The sequence below is a fragment of the Clavibacter vidaverae genome (assembly GCF_047529985.1).
GTDB classification, from domain to species: Bacteria; Actinomycetota; Actinomycetes; order Actinomycetales; family Microbacteriaceae; genus Clavibacter; species Clavibacter nebraskensis_A.
In genome coordinates, this window is sequence record NZ_JBLJAM010000001.1 from 2,057,814 (window position 1) to 2,079,113 (window position 21,300).

The 21,300-nt window shown below is 70.9% G+C and carries 27 protein-coding genes and 1 pseudogene; 12 read left to right on the plus strand and 16 right to left on the minus strand.

The window, feature by feature from the left end:
* Nucleotides 1–6: 6 nt before the first annotated feature.
* The 5 genes from ACMT9T_RS09715 to ACMT9T_RS09735 form a co-directional block, all read right to left on the minus strand.
* Nucleotides 7–783, minus strand: a complete 777-nt coding sequence (locus ACMT9T_RS09715) for a universal stress protein (protein ID WP_414745362.1) — start codon at nt 781–783, stop codon at nt 7–9.
* 105 nt (nt 784–888) lie between these two features.
* Nucleotides 889–1,452, minus strand: a complete 564-nt coding sequence (locus ACMT9T_RS09720; protein ID WP_414745363.1) for a universal stress protein — start codon at nt 1,450–1,452, stop codon at nt 889–891.
* 111 nt (nt 1,453–1,563) lie between these two features.
* Nucleotides 1,564–3,267: an L-lactate permease gene (locus ACMT9T_RS09725; RefSeq protein WP_414745364.1), complete on the minus strand. Its 1,704-nt coding sequence runs from the start codon at nt 3,265–3,267 to the stop codon at nt 1,564–1,566.
* A 5-nt stretch (nt 3,268–3,272) separates the two neighbouring features.
* Nucleotides 3,273–4,226: an L-lactate dehydrogenase gene (locus ACMT9T_RS09730; protein ID WP_414745365.1), complete on the minus strand. Its 954-nt coding sequence runs from the start codon at nt 4,224–4,226 to the stop codon at nt 3,273–3,275.
* A gap of 2 nt (nt 4,227–4,228) precedes the next feature.
* Nucleotides 4,229–5,110 (minus strand): universal stress protein, encoded by an 882-nt coding sequence (locus ACMT9T_RS09735; RefSeq protein WP_414745366.1) that lies wholly within the window; start codon nt 5,108–5,110, stop codon nt 4,229–4,231.
* Nucleotides 5,111–5,220: 110 nt separating this feature from the next.
* Here ACMT9T_RS09735 and ACMT9T_RS09740 point away from each other — a divergent pair, with 110 nt between their 5' ends.
* Together ACMT9T_RS09740 and ACMT9T_RS09745 are read left to right on the plus strand one after the other, a co-directional pair.
* Nucleotides 5,221–6,921, plus strand: coding sequence for a GAF domain-containing sensor histidine kinase (locus tag ACMT9T_RS09740; RefSeq protein ID WP_414745367.1), 1,701 nt, complete (start codon nt 5,221–5,223; stop codon nt 6,919–6,921).
* Entirely contained in the window at nt 6,918–7,556 is a 639-nt protein-coding gene (locus ACMT9T_RS09745; protein ID WP_414745368.1) for a response regulator transcription factor, read from the plus strand. The genes ACMT9T_RS09740 and ACMT9T_RS09745 overlap by 4 nt, the downstream gene beginning before the upstream one ends.
* 12 nt (nt 7,557–7,568) lie before the next feature.
* Here ACMT9T_RS09745 and ACMT9T_RS09750 read toward each other — a convergent pair whose 3' ends face one another.
* Nucleotides 7,569–8,219 carry an FMN-dependent NADH-azoreductase gene (locus ACMT9T_RS09750; protein ID WP_414745369.1) on the minus strand — a complete coding sequence of 217 codons (651 nt, stop codon included), beginning with the start codon at nt 8,217–8,219 and terminating at the stop codon, nt 7,569–7,571.
* A gap of 103 nt (nt 8,220–8,322) precedes the next feature.
* Here ACMT9T_RS09750 and ACMT9T_RS09755 point away from each other — a divergent pair, with 103 nt between their 5' ends.
* Nucleotides 8,323–8,763, plus strand: coding sequence for a winged helix-turn-helix transcriptional regulator (locus ACMT9T_RS09755; protein ID WP_414745370.1), 441 nt, complete (start codon nt 8,323–8,325; stop codon nt 8,761–8,763).
* Nucleotides 8,764–9,084: 321 nt separating this feature from the next.
* On the opposite strand, the gene ACMT9T_RS09760 is transcribed toward ACMT9T_RS09755, so the two are convergent.
* Nucleotides 9,085–9,507 carry a winged helix-turn-helix transcriptional regulator gene (locus tag ACMT9T_RS09760; RefSeq protein WP_414745371.1) on the minus strand — a complete coding sequence of 141 codons (423 nt, stop codon included), beginning with the start codon at nt 9,505–9,507 and terminating at the stop codon, nt 9,085–9,087.
* 190 nt (nt 9,508–9,697) lie between these two features.
* Here ACMT9T_RS09760 and ACMT9T_RS09765 point away from each other — a divergent pair.
* From ACMT9T_RS09765 to ACMT9T_RS09775, 3 genes and pseudogenes are all read left to right on the plus strand, one after another.
* Nucleotides 9,698–10,491, plus strand: a pseudogene (locus ACMT9T_RS09765) (oxidoreductase).
* Between the two features lie 172 nt (nt 10,492–10,663).
* Entirely contained in the window at nt 10,664–10,897 is a 234-nt protein-coding gene (locus tag ACMT9T_RS09770; RefSeq protein WP_414745372.1) for a hypothetical protein, read from the plus strand.
* A 172-nt stretch (nt 10,898–11,069) separates the two neighbouring features.
* Nucleotides 11,070–11,264, plus strand: a complete 195-nt coding sequence (locus ACMT9T_RS09775) for a hypothetical protein (RefSeq protein ID WP_414745373.1) — start codon at nt 11,070–11,072, stop codon at nt 11,262–11,264.
* 113 nt (nt 11,265–11,377) lie between these two features.
* On the opposite strand, the gene ACMT9T_RS09780 is transcribed toward ACMT9T_RS09775, so the two are convergent.
* Nucleotides 11,378–11,545, minus strand: coding sequence for a hypothetical protein (locus ACMT9T_RS09780; protein WP_414745374.1), 168 nt, complete (start codon nt 11,543–11,545; stop codon nt 11,378–11,380).
* 153 nt (nt 11,546–11,698) lie between these two features.
* Here ACMT9T_RS09780 and ACMT9T_RS09785 point away from each other — a divergent pair, with 153 nt between their 5' ends.
* Nucleotides 11,699–12,934: an MFS transporter gene (locus ACMT9T_RS09785; protein WP_414745375.1), complete on the plus strand. Its 1,236-nt coding sequence runs from the start codon at nt 11,699–11,701 to the stop codon at nt 12,932–12,934.
* Between the two features lie 43 nt (nt 12,935–12,977).
* On the opposite strand, the gene ACMT9T_RS09790 is transcribed toward ACMT9T_RS09785, so the two are convergent.
* On the minus strand, nt 12,978–13,205 hold the full coding sequence (locus ACMT9T_RS09790; protein ID WP_414745376.1) for a hypothetical protein: 228 nt from the start codon (nt 13,203–13,205) through the stop codon (nt 12,978–12,980).
* A 203-nt stretch (nt 13,206–13,408) separates the two neighbouring features.
* Between ACMT9T_RS09790 and ACMT9T_RS09795 the strand changes: the two genes are divergently transcribed.
* Nucleotides 13,409–13,726 carry a hypothetical protein gene (locus ACMT9T_RS09795; protein ID WP_414745377.1) on the plus strand — a complete coding sequence of 106 codons (318 nt, stop codon included), beginning with the start codon at nt 13,409–13,411 and terminating at the stop codon, nt 13,724–13,726.
* Between the two features lie 115 nt (nt 13,727–13,841).
* Nucleotides 13,842–14,282: an NUDIX domain-containing protein gene (locus ACMT9T_RS09800; protein ID WP_414745378.1), complete on the plus strand. Its 441-nt coding sequence runs from the start codon at nt 13,842–13,844 to the stop codon at nt 14,280–14,282.
* A gap of 40 nt (nt 14,283–14,322) precedes the next feature.
* On the opposite strand, the gene ACMT9T_RS09805 is transcribed toward ACMT9T_RS09800, so the two are convergent.
* Both ACMT9T_RS09805 and ACMT9T_RS09810 read right to left on the minus strand, forming a co-directional pair.
* Nucleotides 14,323–14,550 carry a hypothetical protein gene (locus tag ACMT9T_RS09805; RefSeq protein WP_414745379.1) on the minus strand — a complete coding sequence of 76 codons (228 nt, stop codon included), beginning with the start codon at nt 14,548–14,550 and terminating at the stop codon, nt 14,323–14,325.
* A gap of 139 nt (nt 14,551–14,689) precedes the next feature.
* Nucleotides 14,690–14,938, minus strand: a complete 249-nt coding sequence (locus ACMT9T_RS09810; RefSeq protein WP_414745380.1) for a hypothetical protein — start codon at nt 14,936–14,938, stop codon at nt 14,690–14,692.
* Nucleotides 14,939–15,137: 199 nt separating this feature from the next.
* On the opposite strand from ACMT9T_RS09810, the gene ACMT9T_RS09815 reads away from it, so the two are divergent.
* From ACMT9T_RS09815 to ACMT9T_RS09825, 3 genes are all read left to right on the plus strand, one after another.
* Nucleotides 15,138–15,446, plus strand: a complete 309-nt coding sequence (locus ACMT9T_RS09815) for a hypothetical protein (protein WP_414745381.1) — start codon at nt 15,138–15,140, stop codon at nt 15,444–15,446.
* Between the two features lie 341 nt (nt 15,447–15,787).
* Entirely contained in the window at nt 15,788–16,417 is a 630-nt protein-coding gene (locus tag ACMT9T_RS09820) for a TetR/AcrR family transcriptional regulator (RefSeq protein WP_414745382.1), read from the plus strand.
* On the plus strand, nt 16,414–17,067 hold the full coding sequence (locus ACMT9T_RS09825) for a CPBP family intramembrane glutamic endopeptidase (RefSeq protein WP_414745383.1): 654 nt from the start codon (nt 16,414–16,416) through the stop codon (nt 17,065–17,067). The genes ACMT9T_RS09820 and ACMT9T_RS09825 overlap by 4 nt, the downstream gene beginning before the upstream one ends.
* A 530-nt stretch (nt 17,068–17,597) precedes the next feature.
* On the opposite strand, the gene ACMT9T_RS09830 is transcribed toward ACMT9T_RS09825, so the two are convergent.
* The 5 genes from ACMT9T_RS09830 to ACMT9T_RS09850 all read right to left on the minus strand — a co-directional run bounded on the left by ACMT9T_RS09830 (nt 17,598) and on the right by ACMT9T_RS09850 (nt 21,209).
* The gene (locus ACMT9T_RS09830) at nt 17,598–18,320 is read right to left on the minus strand and encodes a VIT1/CCC1 transporter family protein (RefSeq protein ID WP_414745384.1); all 723 of its coding nucleotides are present in this window, start codon (nt 18,318–18,320) and stop codon (nt 17,598–17,600) included.
* The gene (locus ACMT9T_RS09835; protein ID WP_414745385.1) at nt 18,317–18,850 is read right to left on the minus strand and encodes a universal stress protein; all 534 of its coding nucleotides are present in this window, start codon (nt 18,848–18,850) and stop codon (nt 18,317–18,319) included. Before ACMT9T_RS09835 ends, ACMT9T_RS09830 begins: the two co-directional genes overlap by 4 nt.
* Before the next feature lie 367 nt (nt 18,851–19,217).
* Nucleotides 19,218–19,637 (minus strand): cupin domain-containing protein, encoded by a 420-nt coding sequence (locus ACMT9T_RS09840; protein ID WP_414745386.1) that lies wholly within the window; start codon nt 19,635–19,637, stop codon nt 19,218–19,220.
* A gap of 235 nt (nt 19,638–19,872) precedes the next feature.
* On the minus strand, nt 19,873–20,280 hold the full coding sequence (locus ACMT9T_RS09845) for a pyridoxamine 5'-phosphate oxidase family protein (RefSeq protein WP_414745387.1): 408 nt from the start codon (nt 20,278–20,280) through the stop codon (nt 19,873–19,875).
* A complete protein-coding gene (locus ACMT9T_RS09850) occupies nt 20,277–21,209 on the minus strand; it encodes a universal stress protein (protein WP_414745388.1) in 933 nt (310 codons plus the stop codon). The genes ACMT9T_RS09845 and ACMT9T_RS09850 overlap by 4 nt, the downstream gene beginning before the upstream one ends.
* Between the last annotated feature and the right edge of the window lie 91 nt (nt 21,210–21,300).

Sequence of the window (21,300 nt, forward strand, 5' to 3'; positions counted from 1 at the left end):
GACCCGTCAGGCACCGGCCCACGCGGGCGCGTCCGACGCCCGGCTGCCGTCGCCCAGGGCCTCGGCGCCCGCGCTCACGGGATCCTCGTGCTCCACCCGCGGCGCGTGCATCACGAGCACCGGGCACTCGGCCCGCTCCGCGCACGCGGCGCTGACCGACCCGAGCAGCAGGCCCGCGAATCCGCCGTGCCCGCGGCTGCCGACGACGAGCATCTGCGCGTCGCGGCTCTCGGCGACGAGCACGCGCGCGGGGAGGCCCTCGACGGCCGCTCCGGTGATCCGCGTCGGCGGCTCGGTGCCGGAGCGCGCGGCGAGGGTGCCGTCGAGGAGCCGCCGCGCGTCGGCGCCGGGATCCCCGGAGAGCGGGAACTGCCCGGAGGACACGGGGTGGTGCCAGGCCACGACGACCCGCACGGGCACGCCCAGCGAGCCCGCGATGAGGATCGCGCGATCCAGGGCCGACTCGGACGCGGGCGATCCGTCGAAGCCGACGACGACGCGACGCGTGTCCCGCTGCTCGACCCTCGGGCGCGCCGCCTCCGCCTGCGCCCGCTCCTCGTCGAGCCGGCCGCGCACGCGGTGCACGACGAGGTTCCGCAGGTAGTCGTGGACCGTGATGCCCGGGGCGACGATCGCGTCGTACGACTCGGCGGCGAGCCGCGCCAGGTGCTCGCGGGTGCTCCTCGGGGCGTGGTGCTCGAGGGCGGTCGCCGAGGCCGAGATGACGACGGCGCGCTCGCGGTCGGGGGAGACGCGCGGCGAGGCGGGGGTGCGGGCGGACATGGGGGCTCCTCTGCGGACGGGCCGCCGGTGCGGCGACACGACCAGGCTCGCCCCCGGCGAGCCGTCGGCGTAGAGGCGGAGGTCCCGGCGGATCGGCGGTCGCGGTCACCCGCGCGGATCGCGCGTGCGCGGCACGACGAGGACCGGGCAGCGGGCGTGCCGCACGCAGCGGTCGCTCACCGAGCCGAGCAGCATCCCGGCGAAGCCGCCGAGCCCGCGTGAGCCGACCACGAGCATCCGGGCGTCGTGCGACAGGGCGATGAGCGTCTCGGCGGGCTGGCTGAGCACGCTCCGCAGGTGCACGTCGAGCTCGGGGTGGCGGCGCGCGCTCGACGCGGTGTCGGCCCGCAGCCGCTCCTCGACGGTCTCGCCGATCTCGGCGAACGACGCCGCGAAGCCGTCGTGGAACACGGCCCCGGGCGGCGCCGTGTCGATGGACCACGTCCGCACGACGACCACCGGCGCGGCGAGCGCGGCGGCCAGCTCGAGCGCCTGGTCGAGCGCGGCCTGCGCCGCGGCGGATCCGTCGTGGCCGACGACGACGCTGCCGGCGGGGATCGCGGGCTGCTGCGCGGCGGGCACGGGCTCGGCCGTGGGATCGACGACCGGGCGCACCGGGCGGGGTCCGGGGCGGGGTGCGTCGGCGGGGGACGTGGCGGGCGATGTCATGGCCCCATGCTGGATCCGCGCCCGCCGCCCGGGCAGGGCCCTTGGTCCCGCGGTCGCGGCCGGGCGGACGCGGTCGCCGCCCGCCCGGCGCCGCCCGCCCGCCCGCCCGCCTTAGCCCGGCAGCAGCTGCGAGAGCCCGAAGGTCCAGAGGCTGAGCACCACAAGGATCCCGAGGCTGTAGCCGATGGACGCCCGCAGGATCTCGCCCTCCCGGCCGGACAGGCCCACCGCGCCGGCCGCGATCGCGATCGACTGCGGCGAGATGACCTTCGCCGCCGCGCCGCCCGCGGTGCTCGCGCCGACGAGCAGCGTCGCGTCCACGCCGATCCGCCCGGCCGTCGTGGCCTGCAGCTGCGCGAACAGGGTGTTGGCGTTCACGACCGAACCGGTGAGGAAGACGCCGACCCAGCCGATCACGGGTGCGAGCAGCGGGAACCAGACGCCGGCTCCCGCGAGGGCGCCGCCGATGCCCGCGGATCCGCCCGAGAGGTTCGCGATCTGGGCGAGCACGAGGATCGCGGCGATGAGCACGAGCGCCTTCCACAGGTCGCGCCACGTGCTGCGCAGCTGCGCGAGCACCACGGGGCGGGTGAGCGCGCGGGAGGTGAGGGCGGTGATCACGACGGCCAGGAGGATCGCGGTGCCGGTCGCGCCGAGGGGCGTCCAGCTCCACGCGTTGGCGACGACCGCGCCGCCCGCGGTGGTGATCCGCCCGGTGACGCCGGGCATCGGCACCGTGACGACCGCCCAGGCGAGCGGGCCGCCGGGCGCGGAGAGCGCCTTGAACGCCGGCGTGCTCCACACGAAGACGAGCACGGTGAGCACGTAGAACGGGCTCCACGCGGCGAGCACCTCGCGGGGCGTGTGGCGGACGGGTGCGATTGCGGGCACCGTCGCGACCGGCGCGGTGAGCGTCGCGGTCGCGGTGGATCCCCCGGCCCGGCCGGCGCCTCCCCCGACGGGCGGGCTCGCGGCGACGCGCGGCTCCCCCTCGACGAAGGTGTGCCGCGGCTGCCAGACGAGCCGCAGCGCGGCGAGCGCCACCATCCCGAGGAGCCCCGGCAGGATCGCGGCGAGCTCGGGTCCGAGGAAGAGGAGCACGGCCGCCTGCGTGCCGCTGAAGACGAGGGTCACGACGAGCGTCGCCGGCCAGGTCTCGCGGAGGCCGCGGAACCCGTCGAGGATCACGACGAGCAGGAACGGGATGAGGAGCGTGACCGGCTGGAGGATGAGCGCGAGGTCGCGCGAGAGGTCCATCACGTCGATCCCGCCGACCTGCGCGCCCACGATGACGGGGATGCCGACGGCGCCGTACGCACCCGCCGCGAAGTTGGCGACCAGGCTGATCATGGCCGCGCGCACCGGCCGGAAGCCGAGCGTCACGAGCATGGCCGCGCAGATCGCGATGGGCACGCCGAACCCGGCGACGCCCTCGAGGAACGCGCCGAAGCAGAAGCTGATGAGGAGCACCTGGATCCGCTGGTCGGGCGAGATCGCGGCGATGGACGCGCGGATGACGTCGAACTTCCCGCTCGCGACCGCCAGCCGGTAGAGCCACACGGCCATGAGGATGATGTACGCGATCGGCCAGATCGCGCTGAGGAGGCCGAGGAGGCCCGCGCCCGCGAGCGCCGGGACCGGCATGCCGAACACGGCGAGCGCCACCACCGCCTCGGCCACGAGCGCGATGCCCGCGGCCTGCAGCCCGGTGAGCTTCACCACCACCAGGCAGAAGAGGAACACGAGGATCGGGATCGCGGCGACGAGCGCCGAGAGCCACGGGAGGCCGAACGGATCCGGATCCTGCGTCCACATGGCGTTCAGGCCCCCACGGTCGCGAGCACGGCGGTGAGCGCCTCGGCCGAGACGGCCAGCTTCGCGAGCTCGGCGGCCGAGAACGGCGTGTTCCGGATCGGGGTCGCGCCGTGCGCGCCGACGATCGACGGCACGGACAGCGCGATGCCGTCGATCCCGTGGAAGTCGTCGAGCACGGTGCTCACGGGCAGCACGGCCCGCTGGTCCTGGAGGATCGCCTCCGCGATGCGCGCGCTCGACAGCCCGATGGCGTGGTTCGTCGCGCCCTTGCCGCGGATCACCCGGTAGGCGGCGTCGCGCACGTCGACGGCGATCAGCTCGAGCTCGTCGACCGTCATGCGCGGGTGCCCCTCGGACTCCCACTCGAGGATCGGGACGGTGCCGATCATCGCCTCGTCCCAGAGCGCGAACTCGGTGTCGCCGTGCTCGCCGACGATGTGCGCGTGCACGCTGCTGGTGGAGACGCCGGCGCGGCGCGCGAGCTCCCAGCGGAGCCGCGAGGTGTCGAGCACGGTGCCGGAGGAGAAGACGCGCGAGCGCGGCAGGCCCGAGACGCGGGAGGCGATGACCGTCATGACGTCGCACGGGTTCGTGACGAGGAGGTAGACGGCGTCGGGCGCGACCTCGAGGAGGCCGGGCATCATCGCCTCGACGATCCCCGCGTTGACGCCCGCGAGGTCGGTGCGCGACTGGCCGGGCCGCTGCTTGGCGCCGGCCGTGATGACGACGACGTGGGATCCCTCCGCGACCCGCAGGTCGGATCCGCCGCTGATCTCGCTCGCGCCCGTGAACTGCGTGCCGTGCGCGAGGTCGAGCACCTCGGCCTCGACGCGGTCGGCGGCGATGTCGTAGAGCGCGACGTGCCGGGCGGATCCGCGGATGAGGGCCGCGTACGCGACGCTCGCGCCCACGCTCCCGGCTCCGACGACGGTCAGCTTGCTGTTCTCTCGCGTGCTCATGGTCAGGCCTCTTCGGTCTCGGTCGTGCTCGGGTCGGTCTTCGGGGTCGGGGTGCCCGGCAGGATCATCACGGGCACGTTCGCGTTGAGGAGCACCTCGTGGAGGGTGCCGCCGATGCCGGGCGACGGCGTGCGGCGCGAGCGGCCGATCACGAGGAGCGCGCGGTCGCGGGCCAGGTTGAGGATCGCCTCGGCGGGGCGGCGGGAGGTGAGGTGACGGGTGACCTCGAGGCCGGGATCCACCTCGTGCGCCACCTCGAGCGCCCGGTGCAGCACCTCGTCGCCCAGGTGGCGCGCGTCGGCGCCGCCGTCCTGCGGCACGGCGTGCACGATGCTCACGCGGGAACCGGCGGCGGACGCCTCCGCGGCGCCCGCGCGGGCGAGCGCGTCGGAGGTCGCCGTGCCGTCGAGCGCCACGACGACGCCGTCGCGGAGCCGGAGGTCGGCGGACGGCACGACCACGAGCGGGCCGGGCACGAGGGAGGCGAGCTGCACGCTGCGCACGCCGTAGAGGCGGCCGCGGGCGTAGCCGGTCTTGTCGGATCCGACGACGAGCACGTCCCGCGGGCGCGCGGCCGCGGCGAGCGCGGGGGCGACGGGACCGGTGACGAGGCGCGTGGTGACGGCGAGCCCCGGATGCGCGGCCGCCACGCGGGCGGCCGTCGACGAGAGCAGGGCGCCCAGGTCGTGCGCGCTCTGCTGCGCGTAGGCGGCGCCCATCGCGCCCGCGTCGTCGTCGACGACGCCGACCAGCTGCACCTCGTGGCCCGCGCGGATCGCCCGGGCCACGGCCCAGCCGAGCGCCGTGACGCTCGCGGTGGACCCGTCGAAGCCCACGACGCACCGGCCCCCGGGCATCGTCCGGGCTGTCGTCGTCTCGTCCACCGTGGTCCTCCTCCGCCTAGCGGGTGCTAGGTTTCGAGCGTCGCGCGGCCCGGCCGGGTGACGTAGGGCCGGAGGTCCCGTGGACCGCCGGTCCGGGGAAGAGGATGCACGTGCGCACCGACCCGCCCATGGGCTTCCCCGACCTGCCCCGCTCCGCGCTGGAGAGGTCCATCGCCGACCTCGTCGAGAAGGCGGGCGACGTCCTCCAGTCGCAGGGCCGCCTGCGGAACCTGCTCGCCGCCACGCGCGCCATCGCCGAGGACCTCGACCTCGAGGACGTGCTGCGGCGCATCGCGCAGGCCGCGGTGGACCTCGTCGGCGCGCGCTACGGCGCCCTCGGCGTCATCGGGCCGGACGGGCGGCTCGAGCAGTTCATCCACGTCGGCATCGACACCGACCTCGCCACGCGCATCGGCCACCTGCCGCGCGGGCTCGGCCTGCTCGGCGCGCTCATCGACGACCCGCAGCCGGTGCGCCGCGAGCACCTCGCCGACGACCCGCGCTCCGCCGGCTTCCCCGCGCACCACCCGCCGATGGACTCCTTCCTCGGCGTCCCGATCCGCGTGCGCGACGAGGTCTACGGCAACCTCTACCTCACCGACCGCGCCGACGGCCCGTTCAGCCCGGAGGACGAGGAGCTGCTCATGTCGCTCGCGGCCGCCGCGGGCGTGGCCATCGACAACGCGCGCCTGTTCGGCGAGTCCGAGCGGCGGCAGGGCTGGGCGCTCGCGCAGGCGGAGATCGCGTCGGCGCTGCTCGACGAGGACGGCGACGACCCGCTCGGGCTCATCGCGTCGTCCGTGATCCGCCTGACCGACGCCGCCGTGGTGGCGGTCGTCGCCCGCACGCCGTCCGGCGCGTTCGCGACCGAGGACGCCTGGGGCGAGGACGCGCGTGCCTACGTCGGCCGCGTGTTCAGCGCGGAGGAGACGCCGGCCGCCGGCGTCATCGCGTCGGGCCTGCCGGCGCTCGCGCTGGGGGTCGCGCACCCCGGATCCCCCGACGGCGAGGGCTCCACCGGCAGCGCGATCACCGTGCCGCTCGCCCGGCCCGGCGGCCTCGACGCGGCGCTCCTCGTGGCGCGCGCCCCCGGATCCGCGCGCTTTGTGGACCTCGACCTCGACCTCGTCGCCGACTTCGCCGCCCACGCCAGCGTCGCCCTCGAGCTCCGCGGCGCGCGGGCGGCCCGCGAGCGCGTCGCCCTGCTGGAGGACCGCGGGCGCATCGCCCGCGACCTGCACGACAACGTGATCCAGCGCCTGTTCGCCGCCGGCCTCTCGCTGAACGGCATGGACGTGCACGCGGTCGCGCCCTCGGTGCACGCCCGGATCGAGGCGGTGCAGACGCTGCTCGACGACGCGATCGCCGAGATCCGCACCTCCGTCTTCGCGCTGCGCGCCAGCCAGCCGCGCGTCGCCGGCGCCCGCCACCGGCTGCTCGACGTCGTGAGCGAGGTCGCGGGGTCGTTCCCGACCCCGCCGCGCATCGTGTTCCACGGGCACGTCGACGAGGTGGTCGCGGGCGACCTGCTCGACGACGTGGAGGCCGTGGTGCGCGAGGGCCTCGCCAACGCCGTGCGGCACGCCGACGCGACCTCGGTCGTGGTCGAGGTGGGCTGCGCCGCCGACGCGACGACCGTGCGGATCTCCGACGACGGCCGCGGGCCGGACGGCCGCACGCGCGCCAGCGGCATCGCGAACCTGGAGTCGCGGGCGGTGGCGCTCGGCGGATCCAGCTCGCTCGCCCCGCAGGAGGGCGGCGGCGCCGTGCTCACGTGGAGCGTGCCCGGCGCGGCAGGAGGGATCCGATGACCCGCGTGTTCCTGCTCGACGACCACGAGCTCGTGCGCCGCGGCATCGCCGACGTGATCGAGCGCGAGGCCGACCTCGAGGTGGTCGGCGAGGCCGGCACCGTGCGCGACGCGGTCGCGCGCGTGGCCGCGACCCGGCCCGACGTCGTGGTGCTCGACGTGCGGCTGCCCGACGGATCCGGCGTGGACGCCTGCCGCCGCATCCGCTCGCTCCACCCGGACCTGCCGTGCATCATGCTCACGGCGTTCGACGACGACTCCGCGCTCGAGGCCGCCGTGCTCGCCGGGGCGCAGGGCTGGCTGCTCAAGGACATCCGCGGCGCCGGCCTCGTCGACGCGATCCGCCGGGTCGCCGCGGGCGGCCAGCTCATGGACCGCGAGGTGGTGCGGCGGGCCCGCGCCCGGATCCTCGTGCCCGCCGCCCCCGCCGACGAGCCGCGCCTGACGCTCCGCGAGGGCCAGATCCTCGCGCTCATCACGGAGGGCCTCACCAACCGGCAGATCGGCGAGCGCCTCGGCCTCGCGGAGAAGACCGTGAAGAACTACGTCTCCGGGCTGCTGGAGAAGATCGGCGTCGAGCGGCGCACGCAGGCCGCGGTGTACGGGATGACGCACCCGCGGCGGCCGCCGGCCTGAGCCGGGCTCGCCTCAGCTCGCCATGCGCGTCGCGAGGCTGCGCCCGTGATCCCCGGCGCGCGTCTCGGCGAGCGTCCGGAGCTCGGCGGCGATGTCCGCGAACTGGTCCAGCGCGGGGTTCACCCCGACGAGCGTGAACTCGCGCGTGACGACCTCCACGTCGAGCTGCCAGACGTCCTCGAGGATGCGGCGCATCCAGGCGGTCGCGTGGTCCCAGCCCTCGCGCGGGGTCCCGGCCGCGTAGTTGCCGCCCTGCACGGTGACGAGCACGGCGGGTGTGCCGGCGATGGCGGAGGGCTGGCCGGGAGCCATGCGGGGGTCGGTGAGCACGAGGTCGACGTACGTCTTGAAGTGCTGGGAGACGCCGAAGTTGTAGAGCGGCACGGCGAAGAGCAGGGCGTCGGCCCCGACGAGCTCGTCGGTCAGCGTCGCAGCGAGAGCCGCGGCGGCCTGCTGCTCGGGGGTGCGCGCGTCGGCGGGCGTCATGGATCCGGCGACCGCGTCCGACCAGGACGTGGACGGGATGGGGTCGGAGCCGAGGTGGCGACGCGTGATCTCCGCGTGGGGGTGGCCGGCGCGCCACTCGCGTTCGACGATGTCGCCGAGGGCGCGGCTCGTCGAGCCGTCGATGCGGATGCTGGCGTCGAGACGGAACAGGGTCATGCTTCTCCTTCAGAGGGCTTGGTTACGTTCAGTGACTATGTACGCTGGGATCCCGTTACCTCAAGCGAGCCCCCGTTACCTCGCGGTCACCCAAGGAGCGCCGATGTCCCTCGACGCCCGCGACCGGGCCCTGCACGACAGGCTCGCGGAGTCCATGCCGCAGATGCGCGCGCTCTGCTCGGGGGAGGACCCGGAGCTCTTCCGGTCGCTGCTGTCCCGCATCGGCGACAAGTGGACGCTGCTGGTCATCGGCGTCCTCGGACCGGACCGCAAGCGCTTCACCGAGATCGCCGACATGATCCCGGGGATCTCGCGCCGCATGCTGACCGTCACCCTGCGCGCCCTCGAACGCGACGGCCTGGTGACGCGCACCGTCTACGCCGAGGTGCCGCCACGGGTCGAGTACGAGGTCACCGACCTCGGGCACTCCCTGCAGGGCGTCGCCTCCGTGGTCGGCGACTGGGTGGGCGAGCACCAGCACGTGATCGCCGACCACCGGCGGCGCTTCGACGATGCGGGTGCGCCTGCAGCTGAGTCCGCCTGAGCCTGGCGCCGCTCGTCGGCGATCGGAGGACGCTCCCCACCCCGGACAGCGGACACGGGCCGGTCCGTGCGCCGACGGACCCGCATCCCCGCGCTCGCCGCGGCGCTACGACGATGCGGCGGAGCAGGTGGGACTCCCCACACGGGCACTCGCCGAGTCCGATCGCCCGGCATCGGCCGGTCCCGCGACCCTCCTGTGGGATGAGGGCTTGGGCGACGTCATCCTCCGCCGTCAGGCATGGCTCACGGAGAACGAGGCCGCCCTTCCGGCCGCAGTGCCCGGCTGAGCCGCGTGCGCTGTGCCGTTCCGCATGGGGATCCTCTACCGGACGGTGTCGAACCGATCCTGGTGCGCTGCGACCTCATCGCGGTGCGTCTCGGACCAGAGCTTGAGCTGCCGCACCGTCTGGTGCAGGGAGAGCCCGAGCTCCGTGAGCTCGTACGTCACGGTGACGGGAACCGTCGCGGTCGCGGTGCGCGTGATCAGACCGTCCCGCTCGAGGGACCGCAGCGTCTGCGACAACATCTTCGGACTGACTCCCGCGAGGACCCGGCCGAGCTCGGAGTACCGCATGGGCCGCGGCTCCCCATCGCAGTCGGGACCGCTCCCCAGGGCCGAGAGGACGAGGGTCACCCACTTGCCGGAGACCCGGGCGAGGAGTTGCTGACTCGGGCACGCCGCCAGGAACGCGTTGTACTGCGCCTTCGCGGACGCCTTCTCTTCGGTAGCGGTCATCGTGACCATCACGACCTCCTGGGTATCTACGCACTTTAAGGTGCCTACTTCCGTTCGGATAGTGGCCCCTCCAGGGTGGAGCACGGCACCCCATCCCACAAGCCCTGAAAGGCACCTGATGAGCACCACCACTCCCGAACTGCCCGGCGGCACCTGGACCCTCGGCGACCGCACCGTGACTCGCTTGGGATACGGCGGCATGCAGCTGGCTGGCCCCTGGGTCGTCGGCCCGCCCAAGGATCACGACGCCGCCATCGCCGTCCTGCAGCACGCCGCCGCCAGCGGCATCACCCACATCGACACCGCCGAGACCTACGGGCCGCGAGTCGTCAACGAGCTCATCCGCGAACCGCTCCACCCGTACGCCGACGATCTGCTCATCGCGACCAAGGCCGGGGGGGGCGCCGCGATGCGCAGGGAGGCTGGCCGTCCGCACGGAAGCCCGACGAGCTACGCGCGCAGATCGACGACAACCTCGAGACCCTCGGCATCGACGCCCTCGACCTCGTGCACCTGCGGCTCGGCGACGCGGACGGACCGGTCCCGGAGCGGATTGCCGAAGCGTTCGAGACGCTCGTCGACCTGCAACGTCAGGGCATGATCCGGCACCTCGGCGTCAGCAACGCCACCGCCGACCAGGTCGCCGAGGCACGGTCGATCGCCCCGATCGTGTCGGTGCAGAACATGTACAACCTCGCCCACCGGGGGGACGACGCACTGATCGACCAGCTAGCAGCCGACCGAATCGCGTACATCCCGTTCTTCCCGCTCGTCGGCTTCACCCCCCTGCAGTCCGACGCGCTCTCCGCTGTCGCCACCCGGCTCGACGCGACCCCGATGTCCGTCGCGCTCGCCTGGCTGCTGCAGCGCTCCCCGAACATCCCTCTCATCCCGGGCACCTCCTCCGTGGCACACCTGCGCGAGAACATCACCGGCGCCGCACTCGCGCTCTCTCCTGAGGACGTCGCCGAACTGGACGAGATCGCAGCCTGACCCCCTGAGGGCGTTCGGCGGGCGGATTCGGACCCGCCGCACCCCGCGGAAACCGTCTCACCAGCCGATCCCCTGCCGGACACCCCAGCGAGTGGGGCGGAGCAGGCTGGCGCCTCCGTGCCGACTGCACGATCCCCTAGGTTCGGGTTAGGCGCATCGGAAGGCGGAACTCATGAAGTGGCTGTTGACGACCAACCATTGGAAATCGGCACGGCACGCCATCATCTTCTTCTCCGTTCTGCTGGTGGCCGGCATCGTGGGCATCTTCCTTCCAGGTTCGGACGAGCCGGCGCGGCGAGGGTTCGGCTTGCCAATCTGGGGAGTTGCCGTCTTCTTGGTCGTCCTTGCATCGTTCGCGCTCGTGCTCGCCGTCTTGCAGCGCCGCCGCGAGAAGCGCGGCGAGTAGGTCCGCTACGCGTCGACTGCGGGAAGAGCCGGTAACGCGGCTGCCCACGTTCTCTGTGGTCCGGGCAGGAATTCCCGTCCGGACTCCTCTGACGTCGCCAGGGGCTTCCCCTCGCGGCTCTACTGTTAGCCCCAACGCGAAGTTTTCGTGCCGCAGATCCCGAGGAGAAGACTTGCCCGTCAAGTTCCACGTCCTGTCGAGCTTCATCGGGCTACTAGTCATCACGGCTCTCATCTTCGGAAGCAACGGACGGCTGGTCATCGCCGTTCCAGCCTTCGTCCTCGCAGTCGTCTGCGGCATCATCCTCTTCCGCTGGCGACGGGCCGCCTATCCGTCGTCGGATGCGCGCGACGAAGGCCCGCAATAAGGCCGCTCGCCCCACCCCCGCCTGCTGGTCCGGCGAGCGATCCCCTACCGGACCGCAGCGATGCCCCATCTCGACTGCCGTCGTGTCTTCGCGGCCGGCGATTCCGCAGCGAATCAGCTGAGTGGCGTGCCGTCCCGGCGGCGGCGCGCACGCTCGCGTCGGAACTCGAAGACGAAGGCGGCGACGATCACCACGAGCACCACGGCCCACGTGACCCAGAGCGCGACCGTCTGCTCGCGGATGGCCGTCACGAGCAGGAGCCCGAGAGCTCCGACGCTCATCGACGAGGCGCGTCCGACACGCAGTCCTCGACGGGTGCGTCTCTGCCCTTCGGGCGTTCCGGGGTCCACGGTCATGCACTCATCCTGTCGACCTCGGGCCCGATCCTCCCGTCACGCGCGCGCAGAGGGGGCGGCTCTCGATACGGTGACGACGTGACCGCGTTGCGTCGAGTGCCCGGGTTCCGCTCGTACTGGGCCGCCGCGACGGTGTCCTCGTTCGGCACGGCGGTGAGCGCGGTGGCCGTCCCGGTGCTGGTGGTGACCGTGCTGGACGCTAATCCGTTCGAGGTCGGGCTGGTGAACGCCGCTCAGTTCCTCCCGTACGCGTTGTTCGGTCTGATCGTCGGCGCGTACGTCGACCGCTTCCCGCGCAAGCCGCTGCTGATCTGGTCGAGCGTCGGCCGTGGCGTCTGTCTCGGCGCGATCCCCGTCCTCTGGATGATGGGAGCCTTGAATCTCTGGGTGACGGCGGTGGCGCTGTTCGTGTTCGGCGTCCTGTCCGTCGTCGGCTTCGCCGCGACGCAGTCCCTCCTGCCCCGCATCGTGCCGCGCCCTCTGCTCCTGACGGCGAACGCGCGCTTGGATCAGAGCGACGCTGCCGCCCAGACAGCGGGTCCGGCTCTCGGCGGCGTCCTGGTCAGCATCGTCACCGCGCCGATCGCGATCGCGTTGGACGCGGTGAGCTACTTCGTCGACGCCGTCCTCATCGCGCGGATCCGCGTCGTCGAGCAGACCGCGGCTCGCCCCGCGGGTGCGCGGCTGCGCCGGGAGATCGCCGACGGACTGCGGTGGACGTACGGGCACGTGGCTCTCGCGCCGCTCGCGGTCTCCACGCACCTGTGGTTCCTCGCCAACGCCGCCGGGCTGACGGTGTTCGCGACCCTCGCGCTGCGCACGCTCGCGCTCCCCGCAGCCGTCTACGGAGCGATCGTCGCCGTCGGCGGCGTCGCGATGCTCGTCGGCGCGACGGCCGCGCCGCGCCTCGGCGCTCGGTTCGGTGCTGGCCGGACGATCATCGCCGCACGAGCCGCTTATCCGATCGCCTGGGCGGCGATCGCGGTCGCGACGGTCGGGGTGGATGCCGGTGCGTCGGCAGCGACGGTGGTCACGTTGTTCGTCGCGTTCGCCGTCCAGGGCGTCGCGGCCGGGAGCGAGAACGCCAATGAGATGAGCCTCCGCCAGACCATCACGCCCGACGACCTCCTCGGCCGCATGAACGGCACGATGCGCAGCGCGAACCGCACGCTCGCCGCCGCAGGAGCCGTGGGCGGTGGCGCTCTGATGTCCACCGCGGGAACTGGATCCGCGCTGCTGGCCGTGGTCCTCGGGTTCACCGCCGCGGTCATCGTCGCTGCGTGCTCTCCTCTGCGGACCCTCCCCGTCCGATAGGGGATCCATTCCCGGACGCTGCCTGCCGAGGTGAGTGGCGTACCTACTTCTTCTTCTTGACCTGCGTGACGCCCAGGTAGAGCAACCAGATGCCGCCCAAGAGCGGTGGGATTCCCAAGATCCAGATGGGAATACCAAGCAGGCCGGCGGATCCTTGGGTAGCGACTCGGTCAGACGGCACCAGGAGGATCACGACCGACAAGATAATCAGGACGATGCCAAACGCGATGCCCCCCTCGGGGCTGGTCAGCTGTGTTGCCTTGCGCGCCATCGTGCTCCTTTGATCGATGACGACTCTAGCTGCGCTAGTTTCCCGCATCTGCTGGCGCACCTCGACGCCCGAGACGGCCGCTCGGCCCTGTCCGACAGGGGATCCCTCTCCTGACCGCGCTGGGCGTGACTGCCGCCGGCACGGAGTGGGGGTACGTCAGCGTGGACGCTGCCCGTAGGGTCGAAAGCGACAGGGGAGGTCGCATGGTTGGCACGCGTCGAACGATCGTGAACCCCGGGCCGAGCGATCACCCGCTGCGCAAGTGGGCCGTGGGCGACGACGACGCCTACATGAACCTGAATCTCATCGTGGGGTCAATGCATGCTCTCCCTGCGTTGTCGCGGATACATCGTGACGAGCCGCTGGACGATCGAGATCTCGCGTTGCTGGGGATGATCAACTTCCAGGCGTACCTCATGACCTACGAGCCGATCGTCGCGCTAATGCCCGAAGTGGTTCGGCTTCATCCGGCCGTGGTGCAGCTCGTCCCAGAGGTCGCCCACGGGGCCTCCGGCTCCTAGCGATCAGCATCTTCACCGCCTGACAGGCTGTGTCCGTCCGAAGAGGGATCCCTCCCCGGACGCTCTCGCTGGGCGGATCCGCCCAGGCGGTCGACGCCCCCTCTACGGTGGTGCCATGCCCCGCGAAGTCGACAAGGTCGTCTGCTACGTGATCGAGCACGACCACCTCCTCGTGTTCACCCACGATGCGATCGCCCTCACCATCACGGGTGTCCAGGTGCCTGCCGGCAGCATCGAGGCAGACGAGACGCCCGAGGATGCAGCGCTCCGCGAGCTCGCAGAGGAGACAGGCCGCGATGGCAAGGTGGTGCGTCTGGTCGGCGTCGATCGGTACGACCTCAGACCGACGCGAGACGAGATCGCCGTCCGCCACTTCGTCGAGATGAGGATGCCCCCCGCCGACATCGCGGAGCGCTGGGGAGCTCAAGAGCTCACCCCGGCGCACTGCGGTGATCCCGTGCGCTGGACATGCTGGTGGCTCCCCCTAGACAACGTGCACGTACTGTCAGCCGGGCTCGGATCGATGCTCGGCATCACGACAGGAGCAGTCCGGTAGGGGATGGCTACCCGGACCGCTGCCCGATGTCGGTCAACGCCTAGAAGCGTGAGGCCGAGCCCTTCTTGCCCGAGTGCTTCCTACGAAGCGAGCGCGTGAGAAGAAAGCCACCGATCAGGACGAAGGCTCCGCCCGCGACAAACCGCAGAACCCGCTGGTCCGGGTGCATGGCGCCGTAGACGATGGCCACGATCCCAGCGACGAGGAAGTAGAAGTACTGGGAGCGCATGAACGATCCAGACGCATCTGCGTCCTCGGGCTTACTCATGGCACCAGCCTTGCATGCCGACTGTCCGACGATCGAAGGCAGGTACGCTCCTGCACCCCGTACGACACGGCCGTGCTCTCGCCTGGTGAGACCCCCGGAGTCGCGTCTCACCAAGGGATCCTCCCCGGACGCCGAGGTCTCAGGAGCGGTCTCGCTCCACACGCGAGTTGCGCCGGCGAATGATCGTCGCGCCGACGAGGAACACCAGCAAGAACACGAGCCCGAATAGCCCTAGTCGACCCAGGAGCTCGAAGCTCGAGAACGCCTGGACCCCAGCTGACACGACCACGGCGACTCCCATGAGGGTCATCGACTGATCGGTGGACAAGCGGCCACTTCGGCGCCGCTCATTATCGCCTTCGCGATCGATCTCCAACTCGCCAGGCATGACATGACTTTGACACACCCGGTCCGCTCCCGACAGCCCGTCCGATAGAGGACCGTGTACCGGGCGGTCGAGCGGTCCTCAGCGAAGGACTCGACCACACTGACGCTCCCCCGCGTCGACGAGCCCGCAACCGAGTGACGCAGCCGTCCCCTGGGCCAGCGCTCGCGCTGCACGGCGTCAGCAGACGAGGATGACTGCTGTGACCTTCCAAGACCAGTCCGAGCGCATCGCCGCCCTCGAGTCCGGCATCGGCGCCGCCCTCGACGCTTTGAAGGCGCGCGACGCCACGAAGGATGCGGGCGAGAAGAAGTCCCACATCGCGGAGTACCGCCAGCACCTCTACACCGTGACAGCGATCGTCGATCGGCAAGCCGACGACGATCTCGGTGAGACCTGGTACCTCCTAATCTGGAGCAACAAGAAGCGGCCGAAGGAACTTGCGACGGACCTCGGCAGACACAAGGCTGTGCAGCCGCCGCACTACCGCAAGAGCCAGCTCATGTACTGAACCGCAGCGTGCCCAGCACTCCCCCGCTGCCGAACGTGACGCTACCTGTCTCGCATCCAACCGCCGAGACACTTCTCAGCCCCGGTACCTGCAAGACATGACTGCGAGACGCACACGGCGCCACGACGCCTTCCATGGCGGGCCACGCCGGGCGGTCGCGACGAGACGTCTCGCAACCCATGCGTTACAAGCCGGAGGTGGTCGCGCCAGCATCTCCCCCTCACACTCATCGCGCTACGGGTCTCTCAGGGACGATCGCCTCTGGGACAGGACCACCCCTAGCGAGCAAGCGACCGTATCTACTAGCCTTGCCCGTACGAATGTACGGCGAAGGGGTTGGGATGCCTAAGCGTGTGGACCATGAGGAAAAGCGCGATTCCATCGGACGAGCAGTCTGGGCGGTCCTTAACGATGACGGCCTCTTGGGGCTCAGCGTCCGATCCGTCGCAGAGCGTGCGGGCATTCCCCCGTCGACGCTGCAGTATTTTTTCGCGACGCGGGAAGATCTCATTTCTCACGCTCTGCAGCTGGCGATCAAGGAACAGCAGGTCAGGATCGACACCGAAGGTCCGACAGGCACCCTCGGGGAGCAGGTCGAGGAGGCTCTGTGCAGTGTTCTGCCCTTCGACGATGCCCGACGAGTAGAAGCACACGTCTGGTTCAGCGCGCTGGTGGGCTTGCGGGGTGCACTGCATCGAAAGGTGCTCGACGACGCGGAGGACGGGCTGGACCACCTTGCTCGATGGAGCGTCGAGGTGATCACCGGGCGCGATCGCCCTGGTGAGGCGGTCAGGTTGCGTGCCTTCATCGACGGTCTCGCTCTTAACGCCCTCTCCCGTCCCGTTCTTTTCTCACCCCCTGCCTTACGCGAACACGTGCAGCTGTATCTCCGTGATTTAGGCGCACGGCATCCACTGACGGCTCGAGCCGACAGGTTGGCAGACAACGAGTCCGAGAAAGGTTCATCATGAATGACGCGATCTCACGGCGACGGACCACGCTGCTGGCGGGAGCGGTCATCGGTTCCTTCGTCGTCGGGCTGTCGGCCTGGATCCTTCCCGACCCGGCTCGGTTCGTGGAGTCAATGGGGCAGGCGTCCGCGGTCCCGGCCCTGGGTTGGGTTATAGCGATCCTCGTTGCGATCGTCTATACCGCGTACACGCTGTGGGCAGTTCCGACCGTCCGAAGCATCGCGATCGAACGATCGTGGTTCCGCCTCCTCGCGATTCCGCTTGCACTGCTCTCCGGAGTGCTGGAGGAGATGTTCTTCCGACGGGTCGTCATGGACGCCCTGGCTAGTGAAGGAGCGCCGCTTCTATTGCAGATTGTTCTGTCGGCGGCGCTCTTCGCGGTCGTCCACTGTGTGTGGGTAGTGTTCGCCAGGAGCTGGCGAATCGCGCCGCCCGTTCTTTGCTCCACCTTCGCGCTTGGCGTGCTCCTGTCTCTGGTCTACGTGGCATCAAACCGCGTGATCATCCCCGCCATCCTCACCCACATTGCGATCAACCTCGTGATCGAACCAGGCTTGCTCCACAGCGCCGCTCAAAGAGCTGTGCGACTAACCGGCGCGGGAGAGGATCAGGAGTCGGTTTGCGACAACCCACCGTCCGTAGACCAGTGACATCTAGCAACGCGAAATCGCGGCCATTTACCGATGCGGCTCACACAGCACGGTTCGCTGAGCTCGTGAGACGTCTCGCAACCCAAGGCATGCGTGACGCTGAAGTGCGATTTAGGTTGTAGCCCGCTTGAGCTGATTTACCGCCGACATGACTCGCGGATCCCGTAGGTCATCGCCCGATCATGATGTCATTCAGCACTCGGGCGACGCCCAGGCCGTAGCCTCGGCCTGCTGGCGTTCTCCATAAGAACGGACCCGCCCGGTCAGGGTCACGGTCGTACCGACAGACGTGGACGTGGACGTGGACGTGGACAGCGTCGATCGTGGCGTTGCGAACTAGCGCAGCGCGGATCTGCGCCGACGTGTGAGTGCTGGCGGGGCGCCAGCTGAGCGTGATGTCGTTCACGATTCGTCGTCGAGCTCGACGGGTTTCGAAGCGATGGCGCGACTCCAGCGTTTGTGGTCGCGGACGGCGCTGTCCTGAAGGGCGGTGGATGAAGCCGTTGATCGGCCGCGCTTTGTCCCCTGCGTCACACGATCCCGGAGGACCCGAGCAGCAGCCCGACGCCATAGGTGGCGACAAGGGCGAGGGCGCCGCCGATCACGACGCGGAGGGTGGCGCGGCCGACCGAGCTGCCGCCGATCCGTGCTGAGGCGGCGCCGGTGAGGGCGAGGGCCAGGAGCACGGCGACGAAGGTCACCGGGATCCGCCAGGCCTCGGGCGGCAAGAGGATCGCGAGCATCGGAAGGACAGCGCCCAGGGTGAATGCGGCGGCGGAGGCCGCTGCGGCGTGCCAGGGGCTGACGACGTCGTCCTCGGCGATGTGCAACTCCATGGCGAGGTGCGCGGAGAGGGCGTCGTGCGCGGTGAGCTCGACGGCGACCCGTCGGGCGGTGTCAGGACTCAGGCCCTGTGCGGCGTAGAGGTCGGTGAGCTCGTCGAGCTCTTCGTCTGGCATGTCGGCAAGCTCTCGGCGCTCCTTCTGGATGAGGGCTCGCTCGCTGTCGCTCTGGCTGCTGACGGAGACGTACTCTCCCAGCGCCATGGAGATCGCCCCGCCGACGAGTCCTGCCAGACCGGCGGTGAGGATGGGGCCGGTCGCGGTGGTCGCGCCGGCAACGCCGACGACGATGGCGGCCACTGAGACGATTCCGTCGTTGGCGCCGAGCACGCCGGCGCGCAACCAGTTGAGGCGTTGGGCGACGCCGGTGTGGTGCAGCTCGCCGGGGTGGGCTTGCACCGAAGCGGTCATACGCGGGGGTCGCGGGTGCGGGGTACGACGAGGACGGGGCAACGGGCATGACGGGCGCACCGGTCGCTGACGGACCCGAGGACCATGCCTGCGAAGCCGCCGAGTCCGCGTGTGCCGACGACGAGCATCCGCGCGTCGGCGGAGAGGTCGATGAGCACCTCGGCTGCCTCACCGAGGACGCTGCGGACCTCGCCGTCGACGTCCGAGTAGCGGGAGGTCTGCTCGGCGGTCTCCTCCTGGACCCCGATGCGGACCGTCTCGCCGATCTCGGAGAACGATGCGGCATAGCCGTCATGGAAGACGGCACCACGCGGGGCGGTGTCGAAGGACCAGGTGCGGACGATGACGACGGGAGCGAGCAGGTCCCGTCCGAGCTGGAGCGCGATCTCGAGGGCCGCCTTCGCTCCTGCGGACCCATCGTGTCCGACGACGATGCTGCCGGTGGTCGCGCGGGCGGTGCCGGACGGCAGGCCGATCGGCTGCGCGCGCGGGGAGTCGACGGGGGTCCCGGGGGTGCTGGTGGTGGTCATGACCCATGGTGCGTCCGGGCCTGGTCGTCACGGTAGGGCCGTTGGTCCTCTGACGCGCGCCGTGGATACGAGCGGTGCATTCGGTAGGCATGCTGGCGGCGCGGTCAGATTCGGCTACGCGCAGGACGCCGCGTGCCCGGTCCCGGTGAGGCATGGCGCCATGACGCGTGTCCCTTGCCGGCCGAGGAGCGTGCCGTGTGGGATGCGCGGGCGGCGAGGGGGCCCGAGGCTAGGAGTTCTGCGCGGCGCCCGACTACCTATACCCCGGGGGCTTTGCGGCCGGCGTTGCTCCAGCCCATGCCGAGGGCAAGCCCGTGGGGCTGCCGGGCGTCGGAACCCGCGTCGGTGGGTGCACCGATGCCGTCGGTCACCGGTGCTTCACGACGGTCAGCAGCACCGTGGAGTCCTCGACCGCGGTCAGGGAGTGTGGGGCATCGGGCACGATGATGAGGTCGCCTGTCCAGCCGGACCACGACTCGGCGCCTGCCGTCAGGATGACGCGGCCGTGGAGGACCTGCACGGTGGCCTCCCCGGGGTTCGCGTGCTCGGCGAGCTCCTGCCCTTCTCGCATAGCGATCAGGGTCTGGCGGAGCTGGTGTTCGTGCCCGCCGAACACGGTGCGGGCGCTGCGGCCGCTGGGTGCCTTCTGAGCCGCGTCGAGCTCGGTCCGCGCGAGCGCGGTCAGGGACGTCTTCTGCATGTTCGTTGCCTCCCGGGCGGTGAGCTTGTCGATCTCATTAGTGGTGATGGCTGAGTTCTCTGCTGTACTGGTGTCGTAGGTGCTCATGGTCGATCTGCCTGTGGTGCGGATCAGAGGATGCTGTGACGTTACTTTCCCGCCATGCCGCAGACGGGGCAGGATCGAGGTCCCGCCGGCGCGACCGTCCGTGCGTCATATGCAGCGCAGGGTGCGGTACCCGACGAAGTCATTGGCAAAGTGACCAGCATTTCCGCCCGCACCCGCGTACTGCGCCCCAGACAAAGGACCCTTCTGTCCCTCCCCGGTCGTGCCGGTTCATCCGCTAGATCATCGAGCGAGCGGGAGCCCCGAACAACCTGCCGGTCATGGTGACCGGCACGATCTCCACGCGATGGAAGCGACTGAGGTCGGTGGAGGCGGGGGCGATCCTCGGTGCGGCTGGAGCGCTGTCCGGGACACGGCGGGCCATGCCGCGGACGACGACGCTCCACGTCTCGATGGCGCCCGGATGGTCGACCTCGAAGACGACGTCCTCGGCTGTATCGAACGGGATCTGCTTCGTGCCGCCGGAGTTGCGGATGCGGATGGCGCCGTCGACCACGGCGTAGTCGACGGGGAACAGCTCGATGCGACCATCGGCGACGAAGGCGATGCGGCCGACGTGCTCCTGGCGCAGGAACTCCAGGCACTGCTCTGGCGTGAGGTATTCGGTGAAGCCGCCGCGGGTCATGAGCGCCCCGTTCGGGCCGCGGTGTCGGGGTGGACGACGACGACGGGCAGTGGCGCCATCGCGACGAGCGTCGCGCTGACGGAGCCGAGGAAGCGACGAACGAGCGCACCGTGGCTGTGGCTGCCCACGACGAGCATGCGGGCGCCCGCGCTCTCGCGGATCAGCGTCCGGTAGGGATCGCCGGAGATGGAGCGTTGCTCGACTGGGACGTCGGGTGTCTCGTCGGAGCCCTCCTGGACCGCGTCCTTGAGGAGCTCGTCGTGCTGGTGCGTGACGATGCTGCGGAGTTCGTCCGCGGGGACGTAGATCATGTCCCAGACGGCTGGTGCGACCCAGGCATGCACGGCCGCGACGCCGACCCCGTCGCGTTGCGCCTCCGCTTCACCGAAGCGGAGAGCTGCGCGCGACGACGCGGTGCCGTCGATGCCGACGACGATGCCTCCGGCGTTGCCGGGCTCCCAATCGGGCGGGATCACGGCAATAGCGACGAGGGAGCGGGCGGCGAGGCGCTCTCCGATCGGCTGGCGGCTACGGAGCCGGGAGTGGCTCGGCGGCGAACCCCCGACCACGATCAGCGCGTCGGGGGATGACCACTGGGAAAGGACGTCCTCGGCGGTGCCGCCCTGGACCTCGCCGCGGATGCGGAGGCTCGGGTGGAGCGCAGCGATCTGCGCGGCGCGCTCCTCGACGAGCCGGCGTGCCTTCGACGGCCCTGTGCTCTCGCGCGGGTGACGGTCGTCCTCACGGGCGATGTCCTTCGTGTCGTCCATCGCGGTCACGATGACGATCTGCCCACTGGCCCCGCCGTCTTCCAGCTCTCGTGCAACGGCCCAGTCGAGGGCGGCCTCGGATGCTCGGCTGGCGTTCCAGCCGACGATCCCTACCCGGACATCCGCTCGCTTACGCCGCTTGCAGCAGCAGAGCGGCATACACCCCTGCTCACACGCCTGCGGACGTGGAGAAGTGCTGGTCAGAACACCCTGTCTCAACAGACTGGTCCGGTGACGATTCCGGTGAAGG